Origin of the sequence: Paenibacillus azoreducens (genome assembly GCF_021654775.1) — a bacterium.
GTDB lineage: Bacteria > Bacillota > Bacilli > Paenibacillales > Paenibacillaceae > Paenibacillus_AQ > Paenibacillus_AQ azoreducens.
The window spans coordinates 4766192-4785583 of record NZ_AP025343.1 but is presented as its reverse complement, the minus strand read 5'-3'; the positions used below and the strand labels follow the sequence as shown (position 1 = coordinate 4785583).

At 45.9% G+C, this 19392-nt stretch carries 18 protein-coding genes; 13 read left to right on the top strand and 5 right to left on the bottom strand.

Annotated elements, in window-relative coordinates:
- The first annotated feature begins 193 nt into the window (after positions 1–193).
- Positions 194–856 (top strand): TetR/AcrR family transcriptional regulator, encoded by a 663-nt coding sequence (locus tag L6442_RS21040; protein WP_212981318.1) that lies wholly within the window; start codon positions 194–196, stop codon positions 854–856.
- Positions 857–1135: 279 nt separating this feature from the next.
- Here L6442_RS21040 and L6442_RS21035 read toward each other — a convergent pair whose 3' ends face one another.
- Positions 1136–2005 carry a helix-turn-helix transcriptional regulator gene (locus L6442_RS21035; protein WP_212981317.1) on the bottom strand — a complete coding sequence of 290 codons (870 nt, stop codon included), beginning with the start codon at positions 2003–2005 and terminating at the stop codon, positions 1136–1138.
- Positions 2006–2099: 94 nt separating this feature from the next.
- Between L6442_RS21035 and L6442_RS21030 the strand changes: the two genes are divergently transcribed.
- Positions 2100–2816, top strand: coding sequence for a DUF4386 domain-containing protein (locus L6442_RS21030; RefSeq protein ID WP_194235044.1), 717 nt, complete (start codon positions 2100–2102; stop codon positions 2814–2816).
- A gap of 244 nt (positions 2817–3060) precedes the next feature.
- Here the strand turns inward: L6442_RS21030 and L6442_RS21025 are convergent, their stop codons facing one another.
- On the bottom strand, positions 3061–3474 hold the full coding sequence (locus L6442_RS21025) for a MerR family transcriptional regulator (RefSeq protein ID WP_212981316.1): 414 nt from the start codon (positions 3472–3474) through the stop codon (positions 3061–3063).
- Between the two features lie 190 nt (positions 3475–3664).
- On the opposite strand from L6442_RS21025, the gene L6442_RS21020 reads away from it, so the two are divergent.
- From L6442_RS21020 to L6442_RS20985, 8 genes are all read left to right on the top strand, one after another.
- Positions 3665–4609, top strand: a complete 945-nt coding sequence (locus L6442_RS21020) for an MBL fold metallo-hydrolase (RefSeq protein ID WP_212981315.1) — start codon at positions 3665–3667, stop codon at positions 4607–4609.
- A 262-nt stretch (positions 4610–4871) separates the two neighbouring features.
- Positions 4872–5549 carry a response regulator transcription factor gene (locus tag L6442_RS21015; protein WP_212981314.1) on the top strand — a complete coding sequence of 226 codons (678 nt, stop codon included), beginning with the start codon at positions 4872–4874 and terminating at the stop codon, positions 5547–5549.
- The gene (locus tag L6442_RS21010; protein WP_212981313.1) at positions 5546–6913 is read left to right on the top strand and encodes a HAMP domain-containing sensor histidine kinase; all 1368 of its coding nucleotides are present in this window, start codon (positions 5546–5548) and stop codon (positions 6911–6913) included. The genes L6442_RS21015 and L6442_RS21010 overlap by 4 nt, the downstream gene beginning before the upstream one ends.
- Positions 6914–7002: 89 nt before the next feature.
- Positions 7003–8709, top strand: a complete 1707-nt coding sequence (locus tag L6442_RS21005) for a S41 family peptidase (protein WP_212981312.1) — start codon at positions 7003–7005, stop codon at positions 8707–8709.
- A 541-nt stretch (positions 8710–9250) separates the two neighbouring features.
- Positions 9251–11533 (top strand): accessory Sec system translocase SecA2, encoded by a 2283-nt coding sequence (secA2, locus tag L6442_RS21000; RefSeq protein ID WP_212981311.1) that lies wholly within the window; start codon positions 9251–9253, stop codon positions 11531–11533.
- 138 nt (positions 11534–11671) lie between these two features.
- The gene (locus L6442_RS20995) at positions 11672–12139 is read left to right on the top strand and encodes a MarR family transcriptional regulator (protein ID WP_194235038.1); all 468 of its coding nucleotides are present in this window, start codon (positions 11672–11674) and stop codon (positions 12137–12139) included.
- A gap of 168 nt (positions 12140–12307) precedes the next feature.
- Positions 12308–13543 carry an MFS transporter gene (locus tag L6442_RS20990; RefSeq protein WP_212981310.1) on the top strand — a complete coding sequence of 412 codons (1236 nt, stop codon included), beginning with the start codon at positions 12308–12310 and terminating at the stop codon, positions 13541–13543.
- 287 nt (positions 13544–13830) lie between these two features.
- Positions 13831–14139: a DUF6138 family protein gene (locus tag L6442_RS20985; protein ID WP_237100029.1), complete on the top strand. Its 309-nt coding sequence runs from the start codon at positions 13831–13833 to the stop codon at positions 14137–14139.
- Positions 14140–14181: 42 nt separating this feature from the next.
- Here the strand turns inward: L6442_RS20985 and L6442_RS20980 are convergent, their stop codons facing one another.
- Together L6442_RS20980 and L6442_RS20975 are read right to left on the bottom strand one after the other, a co-directional pair.
- On the bottom strand, positions 14182–15081 hold the full coding sequence (locus L6442_RS20980; protein ID WP_272880345.1) for an IS3 family transposase: 900 nt from the start codon (positions 15079–15081) through the stop codon (positions 14182–14184).
- The gene (locus L6442_RS20975; RefSeq protein WP_237100028.1) at positions 15060–15737 is read right to left on the bottom strand and encodes a helix-turn-helix domain-containing protein; all 678 of its coding nucleotides are present in this window, start codon (positions 15735–15737) and stop codon (positions 15060–15062) included. The genes L6442_RS20980 and L6442_RS20975 overlap by 22 nt, the downstream gene beginning before the upstream one ends.
- Before the next feature lie 80 nt (positions 15738–15817).
- Here L6442_RS20975 and L6442_RS20970 point away from each other — a divergent pair, with 80 nt between their 5' ends.
- From L6442_RS20970 to L6442_RS20960, 3 genes are all read left to right on the top strand, one after another.
- Complete coding sequence (locus L6442_RS20970; RefSeq protein ID WP_237100027.1) at positions 15818–17176, top strand: DUF6138 family protein; 1359 nt, start codon at positions 15818–15820, stop codon at positions 17174–17176.
- Positions 17177–17341: 165 nt separating this feature from the next.
- Positions 17342–17884: a hypothetical protein gene (locus tag L6442_RS20965; RefSeq protein WP_212980883.1), complete on the top strand. Its 543-nt coding sequence runs from the start codon at positions 17342–17344 to the stop codon at positions 17882–17884.
- Between the two features lie 170 nt (positions 17885–18054).
- Entirely contained in the window at positions 18055–18537 is a 483-nt protein-coding gene (locus L6442_RS20960; RefSeq protein ID WP_212980882.1) for an SAM-dependent methyltransferase, read from the top strand.
- 122 nt (positions 18538–18659) lie between these two features.
- Here the strand turns inward: L6442_RS20960 and L6442_RS20955 are convergent, their stop codons facing one another.
- Complete coding sequence (locus tag L6442_RS20955; RefSeq protein WP_212980881.1) at positions 18660–19205, bottom strand: 50S ribosomal protein L25; 546 nt, start codon at positions 19203–19205, stop codon at positions 18660–18662.
- Between the last annotated feature and the right edge of the window lie 187 nt (positions 19206–19392).

Sequence of the window (19392 nt, the reverse complement as noted above, 5' to 3'; positions counted from 1 at the left end):
ATTTGTCCAATCAGACGAGGGGCATTTCTGTGCCTCCGGATTATGAAGCTATGAGTCGCGCATTTGGGCATACTTTCTCTATTCCATTAGGGTTGTCTGTAGTTGCTTTGATACTGAGCTTATTCCTAACCAAGCTCCAAACCAAATAGGATATAATAGATCGTGTAAGTAATTTGGAATTGGAGATGGAAAGATGAATACACCCAATCGCAGACCTCACATAAGTGAAGAGAAAATTACTACTGCCTCATGGAAGCTTCTCGAAAATCAAGGAATTGGGAATTTCACAATGAGAAACCTTGCCAAGGAGTTAAATGTTCAGGCTCCGACGATCTATTGGTATTTTAAGAACAAACAATCGCTGTTTCAGACGTTGGCCAATTTGGTTTCCAGGGAGATCATAAATGATCTTCCAAAGAACGGAAACTGGAGGGAAAGGTTGCAATTAAGCGCTACTGTTATTCGGAGCAAGCTCCAGCAATTCCCATGCTCTGCTCAAATTCTGATGAAGACAAGGCCTGAGGCAGATTATCTGCAATTGTTCGAGTCTCTATTGAAGATGATAGAACCGGCTCCTTTGACAGATGAACAAAAATTTTCCTACACCTCCCACTTGTTTAACTTTGTAATTAATTACGTGATTGATGAGTATGAGCAACGCATGTTAGCAGTGACGTTAATCGAGGAGAATAGCGAGGAAAGCAGTTTGGATCTGTCTCAATTTGAACTGCTGCAACGTATGCACGAAGCGGATTTGTTTAAGCTGATTGGATCGGATGAGCTGTTTTATTCCGGCATCGATTTATTGCTTGATGGAATAGAGAAGAGGGTGATGGCAAATGAACAAGGCAACTAAGGCGGCGCTGGGGTTATGCCCGAACGGCGCCAAAAGGAAGATTTACTATCGTGGCGTTACCCGGTAGGTGGATAGAGTGAGATCAAAGGAAGGGCTGTCTCGCAAAGGATGGCCCTAAAAATGACCAGGATGCATCTCGAGAGAGGTGCATTTTTTCGTTCTTAATTACAGCAAGATATGGAAAGTCGAGCGAAACCAGTTATGTTATTCTTTTTGCAGAAAAAGAATGATCAACATCGAGAAAAGAAAGGAGCAGACAAAATGACAGGCGGGCGCGTATTACAAATCAGAATCGGCAGGGAGTTTTTTGATAGGTGCATAGATATGGTAGGTCGAATCAAGATGGTGGACATCATCGAAAGCTTGAATGAGCTCAATATCGGTTTCTGCCGTTTCCTGCCTGGAGATCTTTAAAAATCTGGCATAGTCGCTTTTCAGTACATCCCCAATGTCAAGTAGTTCACCGCAATAGTTGAACATTGCACAAAAAATCTGCGGCACATCAACCGTGAAATAATAAGGCTTATCAATTTCAATGCTGCTTGGGATCCCGAACAGAACCTTAAACCGAGTTGAATCGGGTTGACAGTTTGAATAAATGACATAACAGGGATCATTTATGGTTTCATCAATGTGACTCAACAGCTTTTCTGAATGTGCGCGAATCTTCTCCTTGTAATCATCATGGGCTAAATCCACTTCAAAGGCGATCCCGCTGATACGGGTCTCCTTGAATTCGGTCAGGGTGAAAGCTGTGACGATATCGCCGTTGATGTTTTTTATGGGTCTTTTCACTACAGTAGGTATGGGAACCGGAGAGATGGTTGTAATTCCTGTTTTTAAAGAACTTGGAGCTACACCGTATTGTCGTTTGAAAGCACGAGTGAAGGAGGCTTGCGTACCGAAGCCCAGCTGATAAGCAATATCGGTTAGAGAACTGTTTTGGTTTTGAATAAAGGTTAAAGATGCATTCAATCTTCTGGATAGGATGTATTGGTTTAACGAACAGCCCATCATAGCAGAAAACAGTCGATGAAAATAGTATTTAGACATGTTGAAGGTATTGGCAACGGATTCTACGGTTAAGGACTGTTGCAAATGGTCCTCGATATGGATCAAAGCACGCTCGATGACTTTGTTATGGTCCATGATACCTCCTGATATCAAGTGATTGCAGGTCATTTTATTCTGAGTATACCATACGTCCATCAGCAAATAAATTTATTGTCTTAGGAGGAGAAAAATGAAGCGAGACCGAAGGAATGCAAGGATACTGGGGATTTTTTATATCCTTGCTGCAGTGACGTCAATCATAGCGGTTGTTTTGTATGGGCCGGTTTTGTCAGAACAATGGCAGATGGCCGTGGCAAATGGATCGGAAACGAAGGTCTTAATCGGTGTATTAAATGACCTCTTGCTTGTTGTGACGGCTGTTGGTACAGCAGTCATGCTGTTTCCCTACGTTCGGCATTGGAATGAGCATCTTGCATTAGGGTATCTGTGTTTTCGATTTATGGAAGCTGTTTTTATTGCGATGGGTCTCGTAAGTATATTGGGTTTGTTACAAATTAGTTCGTATTATGATACAGCTGACTTAGCAAGTAAAACCGGTTTTGCGCCTATAGGGCTGCTGCTGCAGGCGATTTACCGCTGGGCGGCTATGTTGGGTCCAAATTTCATGTTAGGCATAAATACGAGTCTATATAGTTATTTGCTTTATCGAACAGGATACGTGCCTAAACCGTTGGCGATATTCGGAATGATTACGGCGGTTATGGTTTTTATAGCTGGTTTGCTGCAAATGTTTGGGATCATCGGACCCTATTCGGCGGTAAAAGGATTGATGGCGCTGCCTGTGGGTGTTTACGAGATGAGCTTGGCAGTCTGGTTAATTGTGAAGGGATTTCATAGGGAGAACCTTGCAAAATTAAGAGCAGAAGTAGCTTCTTCGAAACTTTAGTTCATTTTATATAAAACGATGACACATCGTATTATGGAGAAATTGACGATCGCGACAGAAGTGTGAGGCCGCTGAAAGGATAAGTGCGAGGCGACTCGAATCGCATCGAGTCAACCCGATTCGATTCTGGAATTCCTTTATAGGTTTGAATCTGTCTAGCCCAGTCCCATGCGCAAAACTGACATAGGGTGTCTGATTTTCCACATCAGGCACCCCACAGTGTTCGTGTAGGATCACGCCGCTATTATCTAGTATTTACTATGTCTTCTTTCGTAAGTTCTTGGTATAGGGCAAGTTTCTCTTCGGCGAGAGAAATAATGTAATCAATTTCTTGCCGCTTGGCTTCCAGTCCCATCAGATGCTTCTCAAGGATTTCAATCCGTTTTGTTAATGTAGGAGTATAATTAGAAAGATTCTCCCCTTGTTGAATTTTATCCATTACACAGCCCTCACGAGTAAATTCCGTAATCTCCTCAAGCGATAAGCCCAATTTTTTAAGCTTATTTAGACATTGAATGTAGGAAACCTCGCTTTCTTTGTAGACACGTGCCCCTCCATTTCTACGCTTGGGTTCATGTAGCACCCCAATTTTTTCATAATAACGAATCGTATAAGGAGTTAATCCCGTTTTTTCTGACACTTGACTTATCGTAAGCATCCGATTTCTGCCCCCTTTTTTATGCTGATATTGAAAACTATTATACAGCTTGCAGTTAACTCTAAGTCAATATTTACAATCGCCCCTAACTTCGCCCTAAAAAACCTCTTGACTTCTAGTTGACTCTAACTTGTAAGTTGAAGTTACTAATGGCAATACAGGAAACAACGAACACTAAAGGGGGATAACAATGAACAACGAATATTTCACGATTCAACAAGCATCGGAAGGTATCTGGGGAGCTATTTCGGTTCCAGGCAGCGGTTCTCTGGGGAATGCAGCAATTATTGATCTTGGGGATTTAACCGTTGTAGTGGACACAACCAACCTACCGCATTCGGGTGCTTTGTTACGTCATACTGCTGAACAATTAACCAATAAACCGGTTAAATATGTAGTGAATACACATTTTCATGGAGATCATGTCAACGGCAATCAGGAATTTATGAAAAGCGAATTTATATCTACCGTTTGGACAAGAGATTTGCTATCTGATATGGGCGAAGTGAATATTGATCTCATACAACAAAACATTCAAAAGTTAATATCTAGCCTAAATCATGTACGTTCACAGCAAAAAGATCCCCACATGCTAACCGAAATCGACTATGATCTTTCCGTACAGCGAGCCCTGTATGATGCCATCCCTTCCCTTTGCAGGGTGATACCCACGATAACTTTTGAAGATAAACTCGTTATTCAAGGAACAAAGCGAACTATCGAAGTTTTATCTTACGGAGGCGGTCATTCTTTAAGTGATGCTGTTGTGTACGTTCCAGAAGAGCAAACTTTAATCGCAGGCGATTTAATAACGACGAAGACCATTCCGGTCATGCCATACGGTAATCCATACGCTTGGATACGCATTCTTAAACGCATTCAAAAAGACTTCAAGGTCGATACTGTCATCCCGGGACACGGAGATGTGTCTAATTCAGATCGAATCACGGATGTTATACGCTTTTTGGAGAAAACGATCGCTTATGTTTCTAGAGCTGTAACAAGCGGGGAATCAGAGTCTTACTGGTTGGAACAAGGAGTATTAAAAGGCTATGAGGATTGGCATCTGCCCCAGTATTTCAGATGGAACTTTCGCTGGCTCTTTAACAGTATGCTTGTTCAAAACAACAGATGAGACAGCACGCAGCACTGTTGGTAAAATAAATATAGAAAAGAGCCATTCCAGTAATGAAGTCATACTGCGGAATCATCTGCACCAAAATTCGCTCTGTAGATAATACGGTGAACCATACCATAAGTGACGGCGAAAAATTACAAGTGTCACCTATGGAATTGTTTCGAGATGAGCTTGCGGCTGATGATGATGCCAAGGCTCAGAGATAAATCCTTCGGGCTAATAAGTTTAGGTGAATTTTCTAAGGGGGGCCAACAGAAGAATGACCAAAATTCTTGTCGCAGACGACGATGCCCATATTCGCAAGCTCATAACCTTGTATTTGCGGAACGAAGGGTTCGATACTGTCGAAGCGGCAGACGGTATCGAGGCGCTCTCCATCATGGAGAATTCGACTGTCGATATCGTTATTCTCGATATTATGATGCCGCATATGGACGGATGGGAGTTGTGCAGGGAGATCCGTCGCCTATATCCGGAAATTCCGCTGCTTATGGTAACAGCCAAAGGAGAATCGGGGCAAAAGGTGAAAGGCTTTCAGCTCGGCACGGATGATTATGTGACCAAGCCTTTCGATCCCTTGGAGCTTGTGATGAGAGTGAAAGCGCTGCTGAAGCGTTATCGAATCGTTTCCTCCCAGATCGTTCAATTAGGTGGAATCGTGTTGGACCGGAGGGCCCACAAAGTGATCCGCGAAGGCGAAGAGCTTCTATTACCGTTAAAGGAGTTTGAGCTTCTATTCAAACTGGCCTGTCACCCTGGACAAATATTAACCAGAGAACAGCTGATCATGCAAATATGGGGGATGGATTACGAAGGCGACGACCGAACCGTCGATGTCCATATCAAGCGGATTAGGGAGCGTTTCGCCGAGGATGCCGGGCATTTCCGAATCGAGACGGTCCGCAGTCTCGGATACCGGCTAGAGGTGAAGAAATGACAAGGTCTTTATACGTTCGCGTCGTGCTAACGTTTTTGGCTGCCATGGGAATAGGCCTGATTGTCTCCGTTCTGGCGGGGCTCGCCCTATTCGAGGAAAAAATAGACCGAATCGGGCAAAATGATTTGATAGCCGCGGGCGAGGAGATCATTCGCGTCTACGAACAGACGGAGCCGGCAAATTTGGATCGGTTCATGCAAAGCATGGTGAAGCTGACCTCCTACTCCGTTCAACTATACGGCGGCTCTGAAGCCATGAAATCATTCAAGTTCAGCACCGGAACGGATGATCTTGCAATTTCGCAGGAATCTATTCGTAAAGTAAGGGAGGGGACGATATACCGGTCAACCTCCAATGATAAGGAGACGTTCATCGGGCTGCCTTTCCAAATCGGCGGCGAGCGTCAAGCTTTATTTTTGCGGCCCTCATCCAGAAACGAATCGACCATCATTCATTTGATGCTTACCATCCTTTTATTAGTTCTGGTTACGGGAAGCGCCTGCATTCTCATAGCCGCCATCTATGTTGTAAAACCGATCAAGACGCTTACTGCCGCGACTAGACGACTTGCGAGGGGCGATTTCGACGTGGAACTGGGAGTGAAGCGCAAGGACGAGCTGGGAACTTTGGCTCAGAGCTTTAACGAGATGGCAGTTGGGCTTAAACAATTGGAGCAGATGCGTCAGGACTTTGTCTCGAATGTGTCGCACGAGATTCAGTCCCCTTTAACGTCCATTTCCGGTTTTGCGAAAGCGCTGAAGGACATGAATTCGATTAGCGAAGACGAGCGCGCTCAGTACCTGGATATCATCTTGGCGGAAAGCGGCCGATTATCCAGGCTCAGCGATAATTTACTCAAGCTCGCGTCTCTCGATTCCAATCACCATCCTCTGGAGTACGCCACGTTTCATCTTGACGAACAAATCAGGCAGGTTGTCGTAAACTGCGAACCTCTATGGTCAGAAAAAAACATGGATATTGATCTGGATCTGCCTCAGGCTGCCGAAATAACGGCTGATATGGATCAGATCAATCAAGTATGGATGAACCTGCTTGGCAACAGCATCAAGTTTACGCCAGAAGGCGGACTCATCCATATTCAAATAAGGACTCGCATGGATGGATATACCGTGACGATATGCGATTCCGGGATCGGTATTGAACCAGAACAACTGGGCCGCGTTTTCGAGCGTTTTTACAAGACGGACCGGTCCCGGAATCGCAGCGGCGGCAATGGCCTTGGACTCGCTATCGTCAAAAAAATTGTCGCTCTTCACCAGGGCGATGTTCGTATAGAAAGCAAAGTCGGACAAGGTACGAAAGTCGTCGTTCATCTGCCCGCCATTCCGCCTGTCAAAGCATAAACCAGTTCACGCTCCGTTCATATTTCTCCCATACTCTTCTAAATGTATCGCAACAATTACAGGAGAAAAGGAATTGGAGGAGACGAAAAATGAGCGTTATCGGCATGATCGATTCGGTAAAATGGCTGACGGTTTATGAGTTGGTTATGTGCATCATCAGTTTATTCGTATTGACGGTTTACGCAGTACCTATTAAGAAATATTATAGAGGGTTTGATTTTTTACCCAGTGTGGGTATGCTTGCAGCCATTGCAAGTCTCCTGTCCGGGGACACGACCCTTCCGGCTCTGATCATCGATTCGCTGACGCTGCTCGTGTTTTTATGCACGATTAAGAGATTGTTTAAGCCTAGAGTATGGACGGCTCCGAAGAAGAAAGTAATCAGGATCGTTAGAAGCGTAATCTGCGTATGCGGAGTTGTTCCCATCGTGTTTGCGTTGGCGTATGCGGGAAATTTGCGGTACAACCCGGTAAGCGATTTTAGCGAAATGAGCTACTCCAAAGCTTTCGTGGCAATGAACGAGAGATTATCGCGGGAGTATCCGTTCGGGGAATGGAAGCAAATCGACTGGAACGAGCGTCGAAGCAAGTACGAACCTATATTCAAACAGGCCGAGCAAGGCAAAAACTTCGATTTGTATTATAAAACGTTAAGAGAATATCTGTTCTCCCTGCGGGACGGACATATCAAAATCGTTAACGATCATGTGTACGATGGGAACAGGGTATTTAAAAAGGAAGTTGGCGGCGGCTTCGGATTAAGCACCGTTCAATTGGATAACGGCAAAGTTCTTGTTAGTCTGGTTTTGAAGAATAGCCCGGCGGCCAAGAGCGGAATGAAGCTGGGTGCGGAAATCGTCGCATGGGACGGAAAAACGGGGAAGGAAGCCTTCGAGCAGACGACTTGGAGCGAGAACAACATGGCTACGGATGAGGCGAAGAGGTTCAATCAGGGACGATTTATGGTACGTGCGCCCATCGGCAAGGAAATACAAGTCGAATTTCGCAATTGGGGAGAGTCTGAAATTACCCGAACGAAGCTGACGGCTTATGATGATCAATTCGAGACGTTGAAGAAGACGAAAATCAAACTCACCCAAGCCGATCTGGATGCTTCCCCCATTGAAGGGGAAATTCTCGGCAGCGGCTATGGATATGTGAAAATCAAGCATTTTCTCCCCAATTCAAATGTCGTCTCACCTGAAAAAAGCCTGGCGAGCCTATTGGAAATGTTCCAGGACAAGCACGCGAAAGGCTTGATTATCGATCTGCGAAACAATCCCGGCGGGGACGACCAGCTTGCCGCCAATCTGGCCGGTTTCTTCGTCAAGGAGATGAAACACTACGAATATGTCAGTTATTACAACAGATACACGGGAAAGTTTGAACTGAACCGGAATGAAGTCGTCAAGGTCAAACCTGCAAAGCCTTACTTCGACGGCAATGTGGCCATCTTGATCAACAGCAGAACCGGCAGCTCGGGAGAAGGAATGCCCCTTGTTCTAAAAGGTGTGCCCAATGTCAAGATCGTAGGGTTCACCTCAACAGCCGGCTCGTTCGGAGTCATGAGCAGCCCGATCGAGATCAAGATGCCGGAAGGCTACGTCATCCAATTCCCAGATGGAAGGTCGCTCAATCAGGACAAAACGGTCCAGGGAGACGCCGACCAAACCGGAGTGGGGGGCGCGGTTCCCGATATCAAAATCCCCCTAAATGAAGATACGTTCAAAGCAAGCGTGATAGACGGGCAAGACGTCGAGTTGAAGTATGCAATCGAAGCGATGAAGAAATATTAGACTAGACGACCGGGTGGTTGGCCTTGGCCGTTAGCGATACCGCTTCAAACCTCTGTCCTGACAATGAAGGACGCTCAATCAGGGCGTTCTTCATTTCGCCCTGCAAATGTTACGGTGAACCGTATCATAAGTAACGGCTTCATCAATTGTCGGTGAGAAATGCCATATTATTTCTGGGTAGATTACTTCGGTGGCCTTCTGTGCATGTTATGAAGATCATATCCCTTTGAATCGGATATAAAAACGTTAGTAATCATGCACCGCGCAACTCCTTTCTGCATTTTTCGCCGATAACCCCAAAATGCTGCCACTTGAAAAGCACCCACCAAAGAAGCATCCGCTGATTTTCACATTGAATTTTGAACAATAAGCAAGCGCTATATTAATTTTTCTGGAACAAACGTTGAAGAAATTCGTTTAATTAGAAACCAGTCTAATAGCAATATCGCGAAACCTGCTATAAACATAATCAAATTGCTAAGCATCAACACCCCAGTAACTTGCCCGATGACAAGAAGAATGACCGAGGAGGGATCACACGATGAATTTAGCCGTCAAGTTGCTGCGAGAATTCAAAGACCGCGATACCCGGCATAAGCTGAAAGGCTATCGGGACAAAGCGGAGCTTATCAGGAAGCGGAATTTGGAAGGTTGGGACGATCAGCGGCTGCAAGCGGAATCTCTCCGGCTGAGAAATGAAGCAAAAGGGGGAATGCCATTGGACGAGCTCCTTGTCGATGCTTATGCGCTAGTTTGCGAAGCAGCGAAGAGAACGCTCGGATTACAGCCTTACGATGTCCAGATCATGGCTGCCATCGCTCTGCATGAGGGATTTTTGATCGAACAGCATACCGGCGAAGGAAAAACGCTCTCTGCTGTTATGCCTGCTTATCTAAATGCGCTGACCGGCGAAGGCGTTCATGTGCTGACTTTTAACGATTATTTGGCAAATCGAGATGCGGAGTGGATGGGCCCGATCTATCGTTACCTCGGGTTAACGGTAAAATTGGTTCAAGCGGGCATGAGCTTGTCCGAGAAACGGGAAGCGTACGCCGCGGATATAACCTATGTTACGGCCAAAGAGGCGGGATTCGATTATTTGCGCGACACGATCGCATTGGACGAAGCCGATACCGTACATCGTCCTTTCCATTACGTCATCGTCGACGAAGCGGATTCGCTGCTTCTCGACGAAGCGCGGGTGCCGCTGGTCATCGCCGGCGAGCCGGGCTCTTCCAAGAGCGACGGCATTGATTTCGCAGAAGTGGCTAGGCAGCTCGAGCAAGATGAGGATTACGACTTCGATGAATTCAAGCGGAACGTTTATTTAAATGAAGCGGGATCAGCGAAAGCCGAATCGCTGCTGGGATGCGGCAATTTGTACGAAAGCCATAATAGTCATTTGTTGATGTCGTTAAATTGCGCGCTGCATGCGGAATTATTATTGAAAAAAGACGTCGATTACATCGTCCGGAACGGAAAAATCGAGCTGATCGACGAATATACCGGTCGGGTGGCGGAGAACAGGCATTTGCCGGACGGGCTGCAAGCTGCGCTTGCGGCCAAAGAAGGGCTGCAGCCCTTATCCGGCGGGATCATACTCGGTACGATCACCCTTCAACACTTCCTTAGCCTATATCCGAAGATTTGCGGAATGACGGCGACCGCGCAAGCTTCCGCAATGGAATTCGAAGCTATTTATGCGCTGCAGGTCGTGCAAATCCCGCCGAACCGGCCAAACATACGGATCGACCACCCGCACCGGATTTATGCCCATAAAGAAGCCAAACTTAAGGCGCTTGTACAAGAAATCTCGTCCGTCCATAGGACGGGACGCCCAATTCTCATTGGTACGTCAAGCGTCGAGGAGTCTGACATGCTGGCGGAGGCGCTAGCGGTTGCCGGCGTACCTTGCCATGTTCTGAATGCGAAAAATGACGCAAAAGAAGCCGAGCTCATCGCCAAAGCGGGAGAAATCGGCGCCGTAACGGTGTCTACGAATATGGCGGGACGCGGCGTCGACATTCGGCTCGGCGGCGGCAACCCCACGCAAGCGGAAGCTGTTGCCAAGCTGGGGGGGTTGTACGTGATTGGTACGCATATGCACCAAAGCGTGCGGATCGACAACCAACTTCGCGGGCGTTCCGGCCGCCAAGGCGACCCGGGGGCTTCCGTATTTTTCGTAAGCTTGGAGGACGAGTTATTGCTTCGGTTCGGCATCGAAAAAGCGATTCGCGCTCCTAGACAGGATGAGGCTCTTGAAAATCCGATGCTCCGCAGCAAAATTGCGCATATCCAGCGCGTTATTATGGGCCAAAACTTCGATATCCACCAGGAACTGAACTGTTATTCGGATATGGTGGAGGAACAGAGGCGCATGCTATACGAGGAGCGGCTCGGAATTTTGAAAGGCGAAACGCCGATGAGTCCTTCGGAGCAGCGGGTACGGCTTTATTATATCGACAAGTTCTGGGCTGACCATCTGGCATACGTTTCTTACATTCGCGAAGGCATCCATTTAACAAGCCTTGTTAACCGCAATCCGATCGACGAATTTCATGCGCAAATCATCCAAGCATACGAGCAAATTCCGGCTAAAATAAATAGAGAGTCGGCGAAGATGCTTGAAAAGCTTCGAGGTTCGAATGATCCGGCGATGTGGGAAAAGTTCGGTCTGAAGAACCCTACCTCCACTCGGACTTATATCATCAATGATCAATACAAGGAGTACTTGCAGAATCCCAGTTCATGGAGCTCAGGAACGATCATCGCTTATTGGCTGCGCAAGATTTTGAGGCCGGTATTCGGGTGGTCAAAATTTTGATAGAGGATAACATCTGCAAGTCCTCCGTTTCCCCCAGGATGGCCGAATGGCAATTCGGCCGCGCTGCACACTATTGTTGAAATAGAAACATAAAGTAATATAATAATGTTAAGGCACCAACGGGTGGGAGGTCAGGCGATGAACAAACAAGAACAGGTCATAATGGATTTCAGGGACTTATTTAACAAGATGGCTTGGCTTAATAAGAATAAGATGGAAGACAGTCTTAAGGGTCATAAACCTTCTGAAGTACATTGTATCGAATGCATCGGAAGAAATGCAGATTCCAACGTGACTAAACTTGCGGAATCCTTATATATGACTAGAGGTGCCATAAGTAAAATAACTAAGAAGCTCATGGAAAAAGGCCTGATCGAAAGCTACCAGAAGCCGGATAACAAGAAAGAAGTCTATTTTAGGCTTACTGAGCAAGGGAAAGTAATTTATAAAATCCATGAGGAACTGCACAATGAGTTTAAAGAGCGGGATAAAGCCGTATTTGAGCAGGTAACCGAGGAACAATTTGACATGATGCTTAGTTTCATGGAAAAGTATAGCAGGCATTTGGATGCGGAAATTAAGAAACAGGGTATAGATATGAATTAAGCCGGAATAAATTTGAATAGCGAAAATGAAACCACAGGCAGCCGATCTCTATTGAGTGCAGGCTGCATTTTTATTGCTATGATTTTGTTGACTAGGAAACAAAATGACGATACAATGAATAATGTTTCCCGGGAATCAAAATCATAACTTTTTGAAGGGAGCATTTAAGTGTTCAAATTTAGATCACAAAATGAACAGAATACAGAACAGACCGTAGATAAACACGCTTTAATATTCGGTCTTATCTCTGTGTTTCTTTGTGGAATAGGCTTCAGTATCATAACGCCTGTCGTTCCATTCCTAGTGCAGCCTTATACAAGCAATCCGGGAGAACAAGCTGTAGTTGTTACGCTGCTGACCTCTGTTTATGCAGTCTGCGTGTTTTTTGCGGCCCCCGTACTTGGAGCTTTGAGCGATAAATATGGCCGTCGTCCATTGCTCTTAGTATGCCTTTTGGGTTCCGCAATCGGGTACTTTGTTTTTGGCATAGGAGGAGCTCTATGGGTACTATTTACCGGGCGCATCATCGAAGGGATAACAGGCGGGAGCATAAGCACGATCTTCGCATATTTTGCAGACATCATTCCTCCGGAACAGAGAACCAGATACTTTGGATGGGTGAGTGCGGTTGTAGGTGTAGGCACTGTCATTGGCCCGACACTAGGCGGATTGCTTGCCAAGTTTGGTTATTCTGCACCCATGTATTTTGGAGCGGTCATAACTTTATTGAATGTTGTTTATGGATTCTTTTTTATGCCTGAGAGCCTTAACAAGAATAATAGACTGAAAGAGATTGCTTTTGTCAGACTGAATCCATTTACACAGCTTGCAAACATACTTTCCATGAAAAACTTAAAAAGGCTGCTTGTCTCAGCGTTCTTGCTTTGGATACCCAACGGATCTTTACAGGCAGTTTTTTCACAATTTACAATGGATACTTTCCATTGGAAGCCTGCACTAATCGGGCTGATGTTTTCCATAATGGGCATTCAAGACATCATTTCACAAGGTTTCGTCATGCCAAAGCTTTTGAAAAAACTTAGCGATAAACAGATAGCAATTCTTGGAATGGCTTCGGAGATTATAGGTTACAGTCTTATTGCGCTATCCGCTTTGTTCTCATTCTATCCTCTTGTAATCGCTGGAATGTTTATATTTGGTTTTGGCGATTCGATCTTTGGGCCTTCATTCAACGGGATGCTCTCCAAGTCTGTCGATTCCAGCGAACAAGGAAGGATTCAAGGAGGCAGCCAATCTGTTCAGGCTTTAGCAAGAATGGTCGGGCCGATCATTGGAGGTCAAATCTATGTATCCATTGGTCATGCCGCTCCCGCTTTTATGGGTATGATCCTTATAGCAGCGGCAATAGCAGTTTTGAATAAGGGGACGCATGTAAATATGTAAATTAACTTGATGTTCTTTATTTATTTTAAGATTATAGAATTTATAAATTTTAAGCGGAGCTTAAGAAATCCTATAATCGCAAGAAAAACATCCGCTAATCGCGGTCTGTCTTCTGTGAAAGTACGTCGATAGACGTTTTTCTTATATTGCCTTTTTCTATTTATTTTCTGTTATGGGCGCGTGCTGGCGTGTAAAATAATAGAGGGATTCGAAAATTGTGTGCTTTTGAAAGGAATACGTTCCGAACGTGACGACATCAGCTGATGAAACACACAGAAAGGCGGGAGATGATGGATCAATTCCAGGAAGAAGCGTTCGAAGAGATGCAAACAGCCATCCATAAATGGTTTGACGAACAGGAAAATCGAATGGATATAGAGAGGTTGGGCAAACGTACCACGCTGCAAGCAGGCATCTTTAACTTTGTTATGCTGGATTATCGGCCTGGGAGGACCAGGGTGGATAGTTCGAAATCTGTGGGGAGTGCCGCAGGCAAAAAGTCGATGAAAGCTTCACCCTTTACGCGGGAGCAAATATTGCATGAGGTTCAGCCCCTGCTGGCAGAAATCATAAAGGAGAGGCTGGACAAGCTGTGAACTGCACCCCGTCAAGTAGACAGTACAAAAAATAAAAATCAATTAAGCGGCCTTTGTCCTGAATTCCATCGGACTGAGGCCGTTTAGTTTTGCTTGTAATCGTTCGTAATTGTAAAAGTGGATATAGGCCTGGAGGTCTTTTTCGAGCTCCTCAAAGGTATGGTAGGTGTGTAAATAATACTTCTCGCATTTTAGGGTTCCCCAGAAAGATTCCATTGGACCGTTATCGATGCATCGTCCAACACGTGACATACTCTGAGTCATTTCGTCATCGTCCAAGAGCTTCTTGAAATCCAGAGAGGTATATTGGAAACCCCGGTCGCTATGAAGCATGGGCTTGCTTCCTGGTACTTCTTGCAAGGCCCGTTTCAACGTCTGAAATACAAGAGGTTTGTTATTGGAATGCCCGAATACATAGGAAACGATGGATTTATCATAAAGGTCGAGAATAGCGCTTAGATACGCTTTTTGGCCATTGCCGTACTTGAATTCCGTCACATCCGTAACCCACTTTTCATTTGGCGCATCTGCAGTGAATTTGCGGTTCAGCACGTTCTCTGCCACCTGCTGTGGGGTGGATCTCGCATATCTCTTTTTCTTCCTCCGGATGACAGATTGAATTCCTTGTATCTTCATCAGCCGGTACACGCGCTTTTGGTTAATCGTTTTTCCCGTTTGGCGGCGCATGTGCAACGTTAATTGACGGTATCCAAAGGTACGCTCGACTTTCTCATAAATGGACATCATGACATGCGTTAACTCTGCATTCTCCTGCTCATGGGAACTGGGCTTGCGATTTAGCCACTTGTAATAGCTTGAACGTGAAATGTCTGCAATGTCACACAGCAGCTGAACGCTGAACAACGCTTCTTCCTGAAGCGCTTGAATAGTAAGATAGACGTTCTCATGACGGTATTGGCTTAGCTTCGCCTCCTTTGGAATTCCCGTAACTTTTTTAGAAATGCATTCTCCGCCCGAAGCCGCTCGATTTCATACTCCATCTTTTTCATCTCGAGTTTTTGGCGATCGGCCTCTGTTAGTTCCTCCGGCGCTTTCTTTCTCCCCCGGCCATCCTTTAACGCATCCTGACCGCCATTCTCAAACTTATTCACCCATTGGTAGACTTGCTGGTAGGAGACCTGAAAATGGTCCGCTGTCTTACGGTAGTCATACTGATGAGCAAGACAGTATTGCACAATATCGATCCGTTCCTGCCAAGTCGTCGAACGCCCCTTCGTCATTGCTTTCGCTCCTCCTGAGTAAGCTTTTAAGCTGCTATGACGATTATACTCCTTAATCCAGTTGGAAAGCTGCGTTCTGCTTGCAATCTTGTATTTATCGATGATCTGATATTGAGACAATCCTCCCTCTATGTAATCCTTCACCGCTTGGAGCTTAAGCTCAGCGCTATAATTTCGATTATGAGTGCGTTTCTCTAGCCCTTCATAACCATACACCTTGTAACGACGCCGCCATTTCGCCAAAGTCGTTTTGGTGATACCGTATTTCTCGGCTGCAGCTTTAACGCCAATTTCCCCGCTTTCGATTTCACCAATAATAACGAGTTTCTCTGACGCATCATATTTTTTATTAGGCATAAAAAAGCCCCCTTACAGTAGCAGGTTTTATTATTTCACCTGTCTACCGTAAGGGGAGCATATCACTGGCAACGTCGCCTTTGATCGACTACCGGTTTACCTTCCAAGGAGCCTTCGCAACGACGGACGGGCTTGTGGAATTAACAGTGCTGGAAACTGTATATGTAGAGAAAAAGCGGCAGCTTCTGGAGCAAATTCAGTCCTATATTGAGAAAAAACTGGAGCAGGGCACTTACCCGACAAAGCGGCTGGAAACCTTCTTTTTGGCGCGTCATCTGCTGGACCCGCATTTGTTTCCTGAACCGGAAGCCGCAAGAACGATCGCTTTATTTGACCGGATTCAGGAGTTGAATAAAGAACGGAGGGAGGCTCTCGCGGAGCATCGAAGAGATATCATTCGGGCTTTGACCAGTTGGGCCGAGAATGTATTCCTGCCGCATTATTACGACCTTACCGGTTCCGAATACAGATTCAATGAATATGTAATCAAGCCGGATGCTGTTCCTGAGAATCTGGATGAGCCATATCAGCCCATCGACCTTCTGTTGTACGGAGCGGTAATGATTATTCGTTACGAGCCGAACTTCAACAAAATCAAGGGCCAGAATTTTCTGGAGCTGGCGAAGCGGCTTGGCAGCGGCAAAGCTGCGCGTATGCTGAAGGAGGGCAGCGACAGCTTCTCGCAAGAAGACGTCCACTTGCGACATGAATTGGTCGAATGCAAGGCTAACGATGTTTTTTCTCTATTCACAATCGCTATTCGCAAGGAAGAAGCCGGGGCTTACGAGCGGGCAATTTCGTTTATTCTCTCCCTGCTCCGAAAGGACTTCCCTAAGAGCTACAAAATCAAGTTGAAATCCAGCGTGAGAGAGTATTTACCCATCAAGGGGCTGGCCAAATCGGACACGCACCGTTTTTTTGCAAATGCGCTGGCTTATTCCGAGCTGCATCCGTTATTGGAGAAATACGCTCGTGAGGCGATGGTAGAATTTGAATGGTATGAAGATACGGATGACGAAAAAAGCGTCATGCCGGGCAGTTATGCCGTGTTCGGGCTGGGACTTTCATCCGAGCGGTATTTTCCGCTCGTCGAAGCTTACATGGCTATTGTGGACAATGAACATCAGTTAGTACATGACAAGTTCACAGCCGTTTTTGCCGAAACCTACGGCGTAACGGAACGTTCGACTCCTGTCTTGATCGCCTGCCTGCTGCGCTGCCACGATTCGTTAAAGCTGAAGCTTCTGCCGGAGCTGGAGAACGAAGACAAGCTGTCGCTATTTGTACAGCATATAGAGGCTCTATCGGATGACGAGGCCGAGCAGGCGCTGTACCCGATCTGGGGCAAGGCGGAGAAGCTGGCTGCATTAGCGCGCAAGGCGCAGGAACCGCGTAAGGAACTGCTGCTTCGTCTGCTAAAGACGATGGAGGATGCCTGATGGTACGCAAGAAGTAGAAATTACAAAATATTACATAAAGCAGCCGAAGGATGAAGTTTTTACATTATCAATCTTAATTTACAGGTCATTGCCGATCTCGATTGTGCCGGAATAGGTTAAAGAAGGTGATTCTGGCGATTGGGTGGACATAAGGAGGATATTGGGATGAGAACGCCAAGCGATAGCGAACTGAGATTTTTATTCGAAGGAGACGAGCGACAACTTCAACAATTTATTGAAAAACACCATGATTTTTTCGAGAGCTATCAAGTGATGGATGATGTGAAAGAACTAGCGGACGAGCTTACGGTCGAGGAGCAAGTTCCGGTTGTGTTCTCTTTTGTATACGGCGTCGCCGTAGATTGGCGTGAGTATGACGAGGACATTATCCGATACTTCGGTGAAATGCTTCCGGATGGGACGGTCGAGGTGGAGTCTACTGACAAGGGGATGGACGTTACATACAATGGACAAGTGCATTCGATTGAACTTTCCTTTACTGGTAAAGATCGCTATATTACGATTCGCGGATTCCAGGAGATCATCAAGGACAAATACCAAATTCGTCTGTTTGAGTTCTCATATCTTTCCGATACCCACGAATTTTTGATTTTACCGAATCAGCGGTGGGAGGAACTGGATGCCCAGTATCCGGTGCAGAATAAGGAGATGTTCCGTATCATCGATGATGAGCTGGATTTTCCGTAACGAGTTAGTAAATAACAAGCTTTAGCCGCATTTAATTATTTTGTTATAATATAGAAAAAAGGGGTTAGATGCTGGATGTATCATTTATTAGTTGAAATATAACGTTATTACCGATCTATAAGAGCTCCGCCTTCTTCAAAGTCTGGACAGAAGAAGAGGAGCGGAATGGATTGAAAAAACGAAAATTGCCTTTGTGGCGTTTGCTGCTGGACCGGGGATATTTTGAGAACCGGAAGCAAGCAGCCAGTTGGATCATGTCGAACAAGGTGACGATAGACGGAAGACCCGCTGTTTATGAAGGGGAACAGGTTGCAGAAGATGTTGAGATAACCGTTAAGGGTTATGGACAGAAATATGTCGGAAAAGGCGGCCTCAAGCTGGAAGGCGCTTTGGACCGTTTTCAAATCGATGTATCCGGTAAAACAACTTTAGATACGGGAGCCTCCACAGGGGGATTTACCGATTGCCTATTGCAACATGGCGCTGCGAAAGTTTATGCGATCGATGTCGGATTTGGCCAACTGGCAGGAAAGTTAAGGCTTGATCCACGGGTCGTGAACATGGAGAAGACAAACATTGGAGCCGTTGCGAAGCTGGATCTACAGCCCGGACCGGAATTCGCTGCACTGGATCTTTCCTGGCTCAACGGATAAAAAGGGGCCGCCCCCAGATTCATGAATCTGGGGAGCGGCCCCTTTTAATACGAATTGTGTTAAGAAAGGTGTGACGTATGGCTATTTAGGGTCACTTCACAGATGGAACAGCCCCTATATCATTAAGGCGTCGACACCGATACGAGAAGCTCGTTATCCCCAGAGATGACCGTCACTTCAGGCGGTAGATTTAGGTCTTTCACGTAGCGTGTATCCCCGATTTCCATCGCGCTGATGTCCATCTCAACGGTAGATGGCAGATCTTTCGGGAAAGCTTCTACTTCAACATACGGGTCCTGGATTTGCACAACTCCTCCCGTCTTTGTTCCGATCGGAGTACCTATGAATTTCACCCCGAGTTTTGTACGAATGATCTCACCCGTCTGGACGAGCTGGAAGTCGACATGTACCAGCGCGCCGGTTACCGGATGCCGCTGAAGTTCCTCCAGCAGCACCGTCATGGTTCGCCCGCCTTGCATCTCTAGCTCAATAAAGCCAGATGCCCCTTGTTTCAGCCATTTTTCAAATTGCTTAGTGGAAATATGAATAATTTCGTTATCTACGTTTTTACCGAACACAACCCCCGGCAAACGCCCCTCCTGACGTAAATTGCGTAGTCCCGAAGATTTTAATCGCGGACGTCTTTCTGTATGAATGCATGTAGCCATGCTCTACCTCTCCTTTACATGAGTGATCTTAGCGCTGTAACAGCGGCCGTCGAACCTCCCCTGAACGGGGATCAATAGAGAAACATAGCATCCAGCCCTCCATCCTTTCAGATAGATAGTAATACATTAAATGTAAAAAACCCGCAAATACAGACGAAGGCACCCCACTCTGAAGGAGTGGAATGCC

Bases quoted from the DNA above. Each gene is read 5' to 3' on its own strand.
- L6442_RS21015 (WP_212981314.1), top strand. From the start codon at position 4,872: ATGACCAAAATTCTTGTCGCAGACGACGATGCCCATATTCGCAAGCTC.
- L6442_RS20955 (WP_212980881.1), bottom strand. From the start codon at position 19,205: ATGGCTACATGCATTCATACAGAAAGACGTCCGCGATTAAAATCTTCG.
- secA2 (WP_212981311.1), top strand. From the start codon at position 9,251: ATGAATTTAGCCGTCAAGTTGCTGCGAGAATTCAAAGACCGCGATACC.
- L6442_RS21005 (WP_212981312.1), top strand. From the start codon at position 7,003: ATGAGCGTTATCGGCATGATCGATTCGGTAAAATGGCTGACGGTTTAT.
- L6442_RS21040 (WP_212981318.1), top strand. From the start codon at position 194: ATGAATACACCCAATCGCAGACCTCACATAAGTGAAGAGAAAATTACT.
- L6442_RS21025 (WP_212981316.1), bottom strand. From the start codon at position 3,474: ATGCTTACGATAAGTCAAGTGTCAGAAAAAACGGGATTAACTCCTTAT.
- L6442_RS20975 (WP_237100028.1), bottom strand. From the start codon at position 15,737: ATGCCTAATAAAAAATATGATGCGTCAGAGAAACTCGTTATTATTGGT.
- L6442_RS20995 (WP_194235038.1), top strand. From the start codon at position 11,672: ATGAACAAACAAGAACAGGTCATAATGGATTTCAGGGACTTATTTAAC.
- L6442_RS21035 (WP_212981317.1), bottom strand. From the start codon at position 2,005: ATGGACCATAACAAAGTCATCGAGCGTGCTTTGATCCATATCGAGGAC.
- L6442_RS21010 (WP_212981313.1), top strand. From the start codon at position 5,546: ATGACAAGGTCTTTATACGTTCGCGTCGTGCTAACGTTTTTGGCTGCC.
- L6442_RS21030 (WP_194235044.1), top strand. From the start codon at position 2,100: ATGAAGCGAGACCGAAGGAATGCAAGGATACTGGGGATTTTTTATATC.
- L6442_RS21020 (WP_212981315.1), top strand. From the start codon at position 3,665: ATGAACAACGAATATTTCACGATTCAACAAGCATCGGAAGGTATCTGG.
- L6442_RS20985 (WP_237100029.1), top strand. From the start codon at position 13,831: ATGATGGATCAATTCCAGGAAGAAGCGTTCGAAGAGATGCAAACAGCC.
- L6442_RS20965 (WP_212980883.1), top strand. From the start codon at position 17,342: ATGAGAACGCCAAGCGATAGCGAACTGAGATTTTTATTCGAAGGAGAC.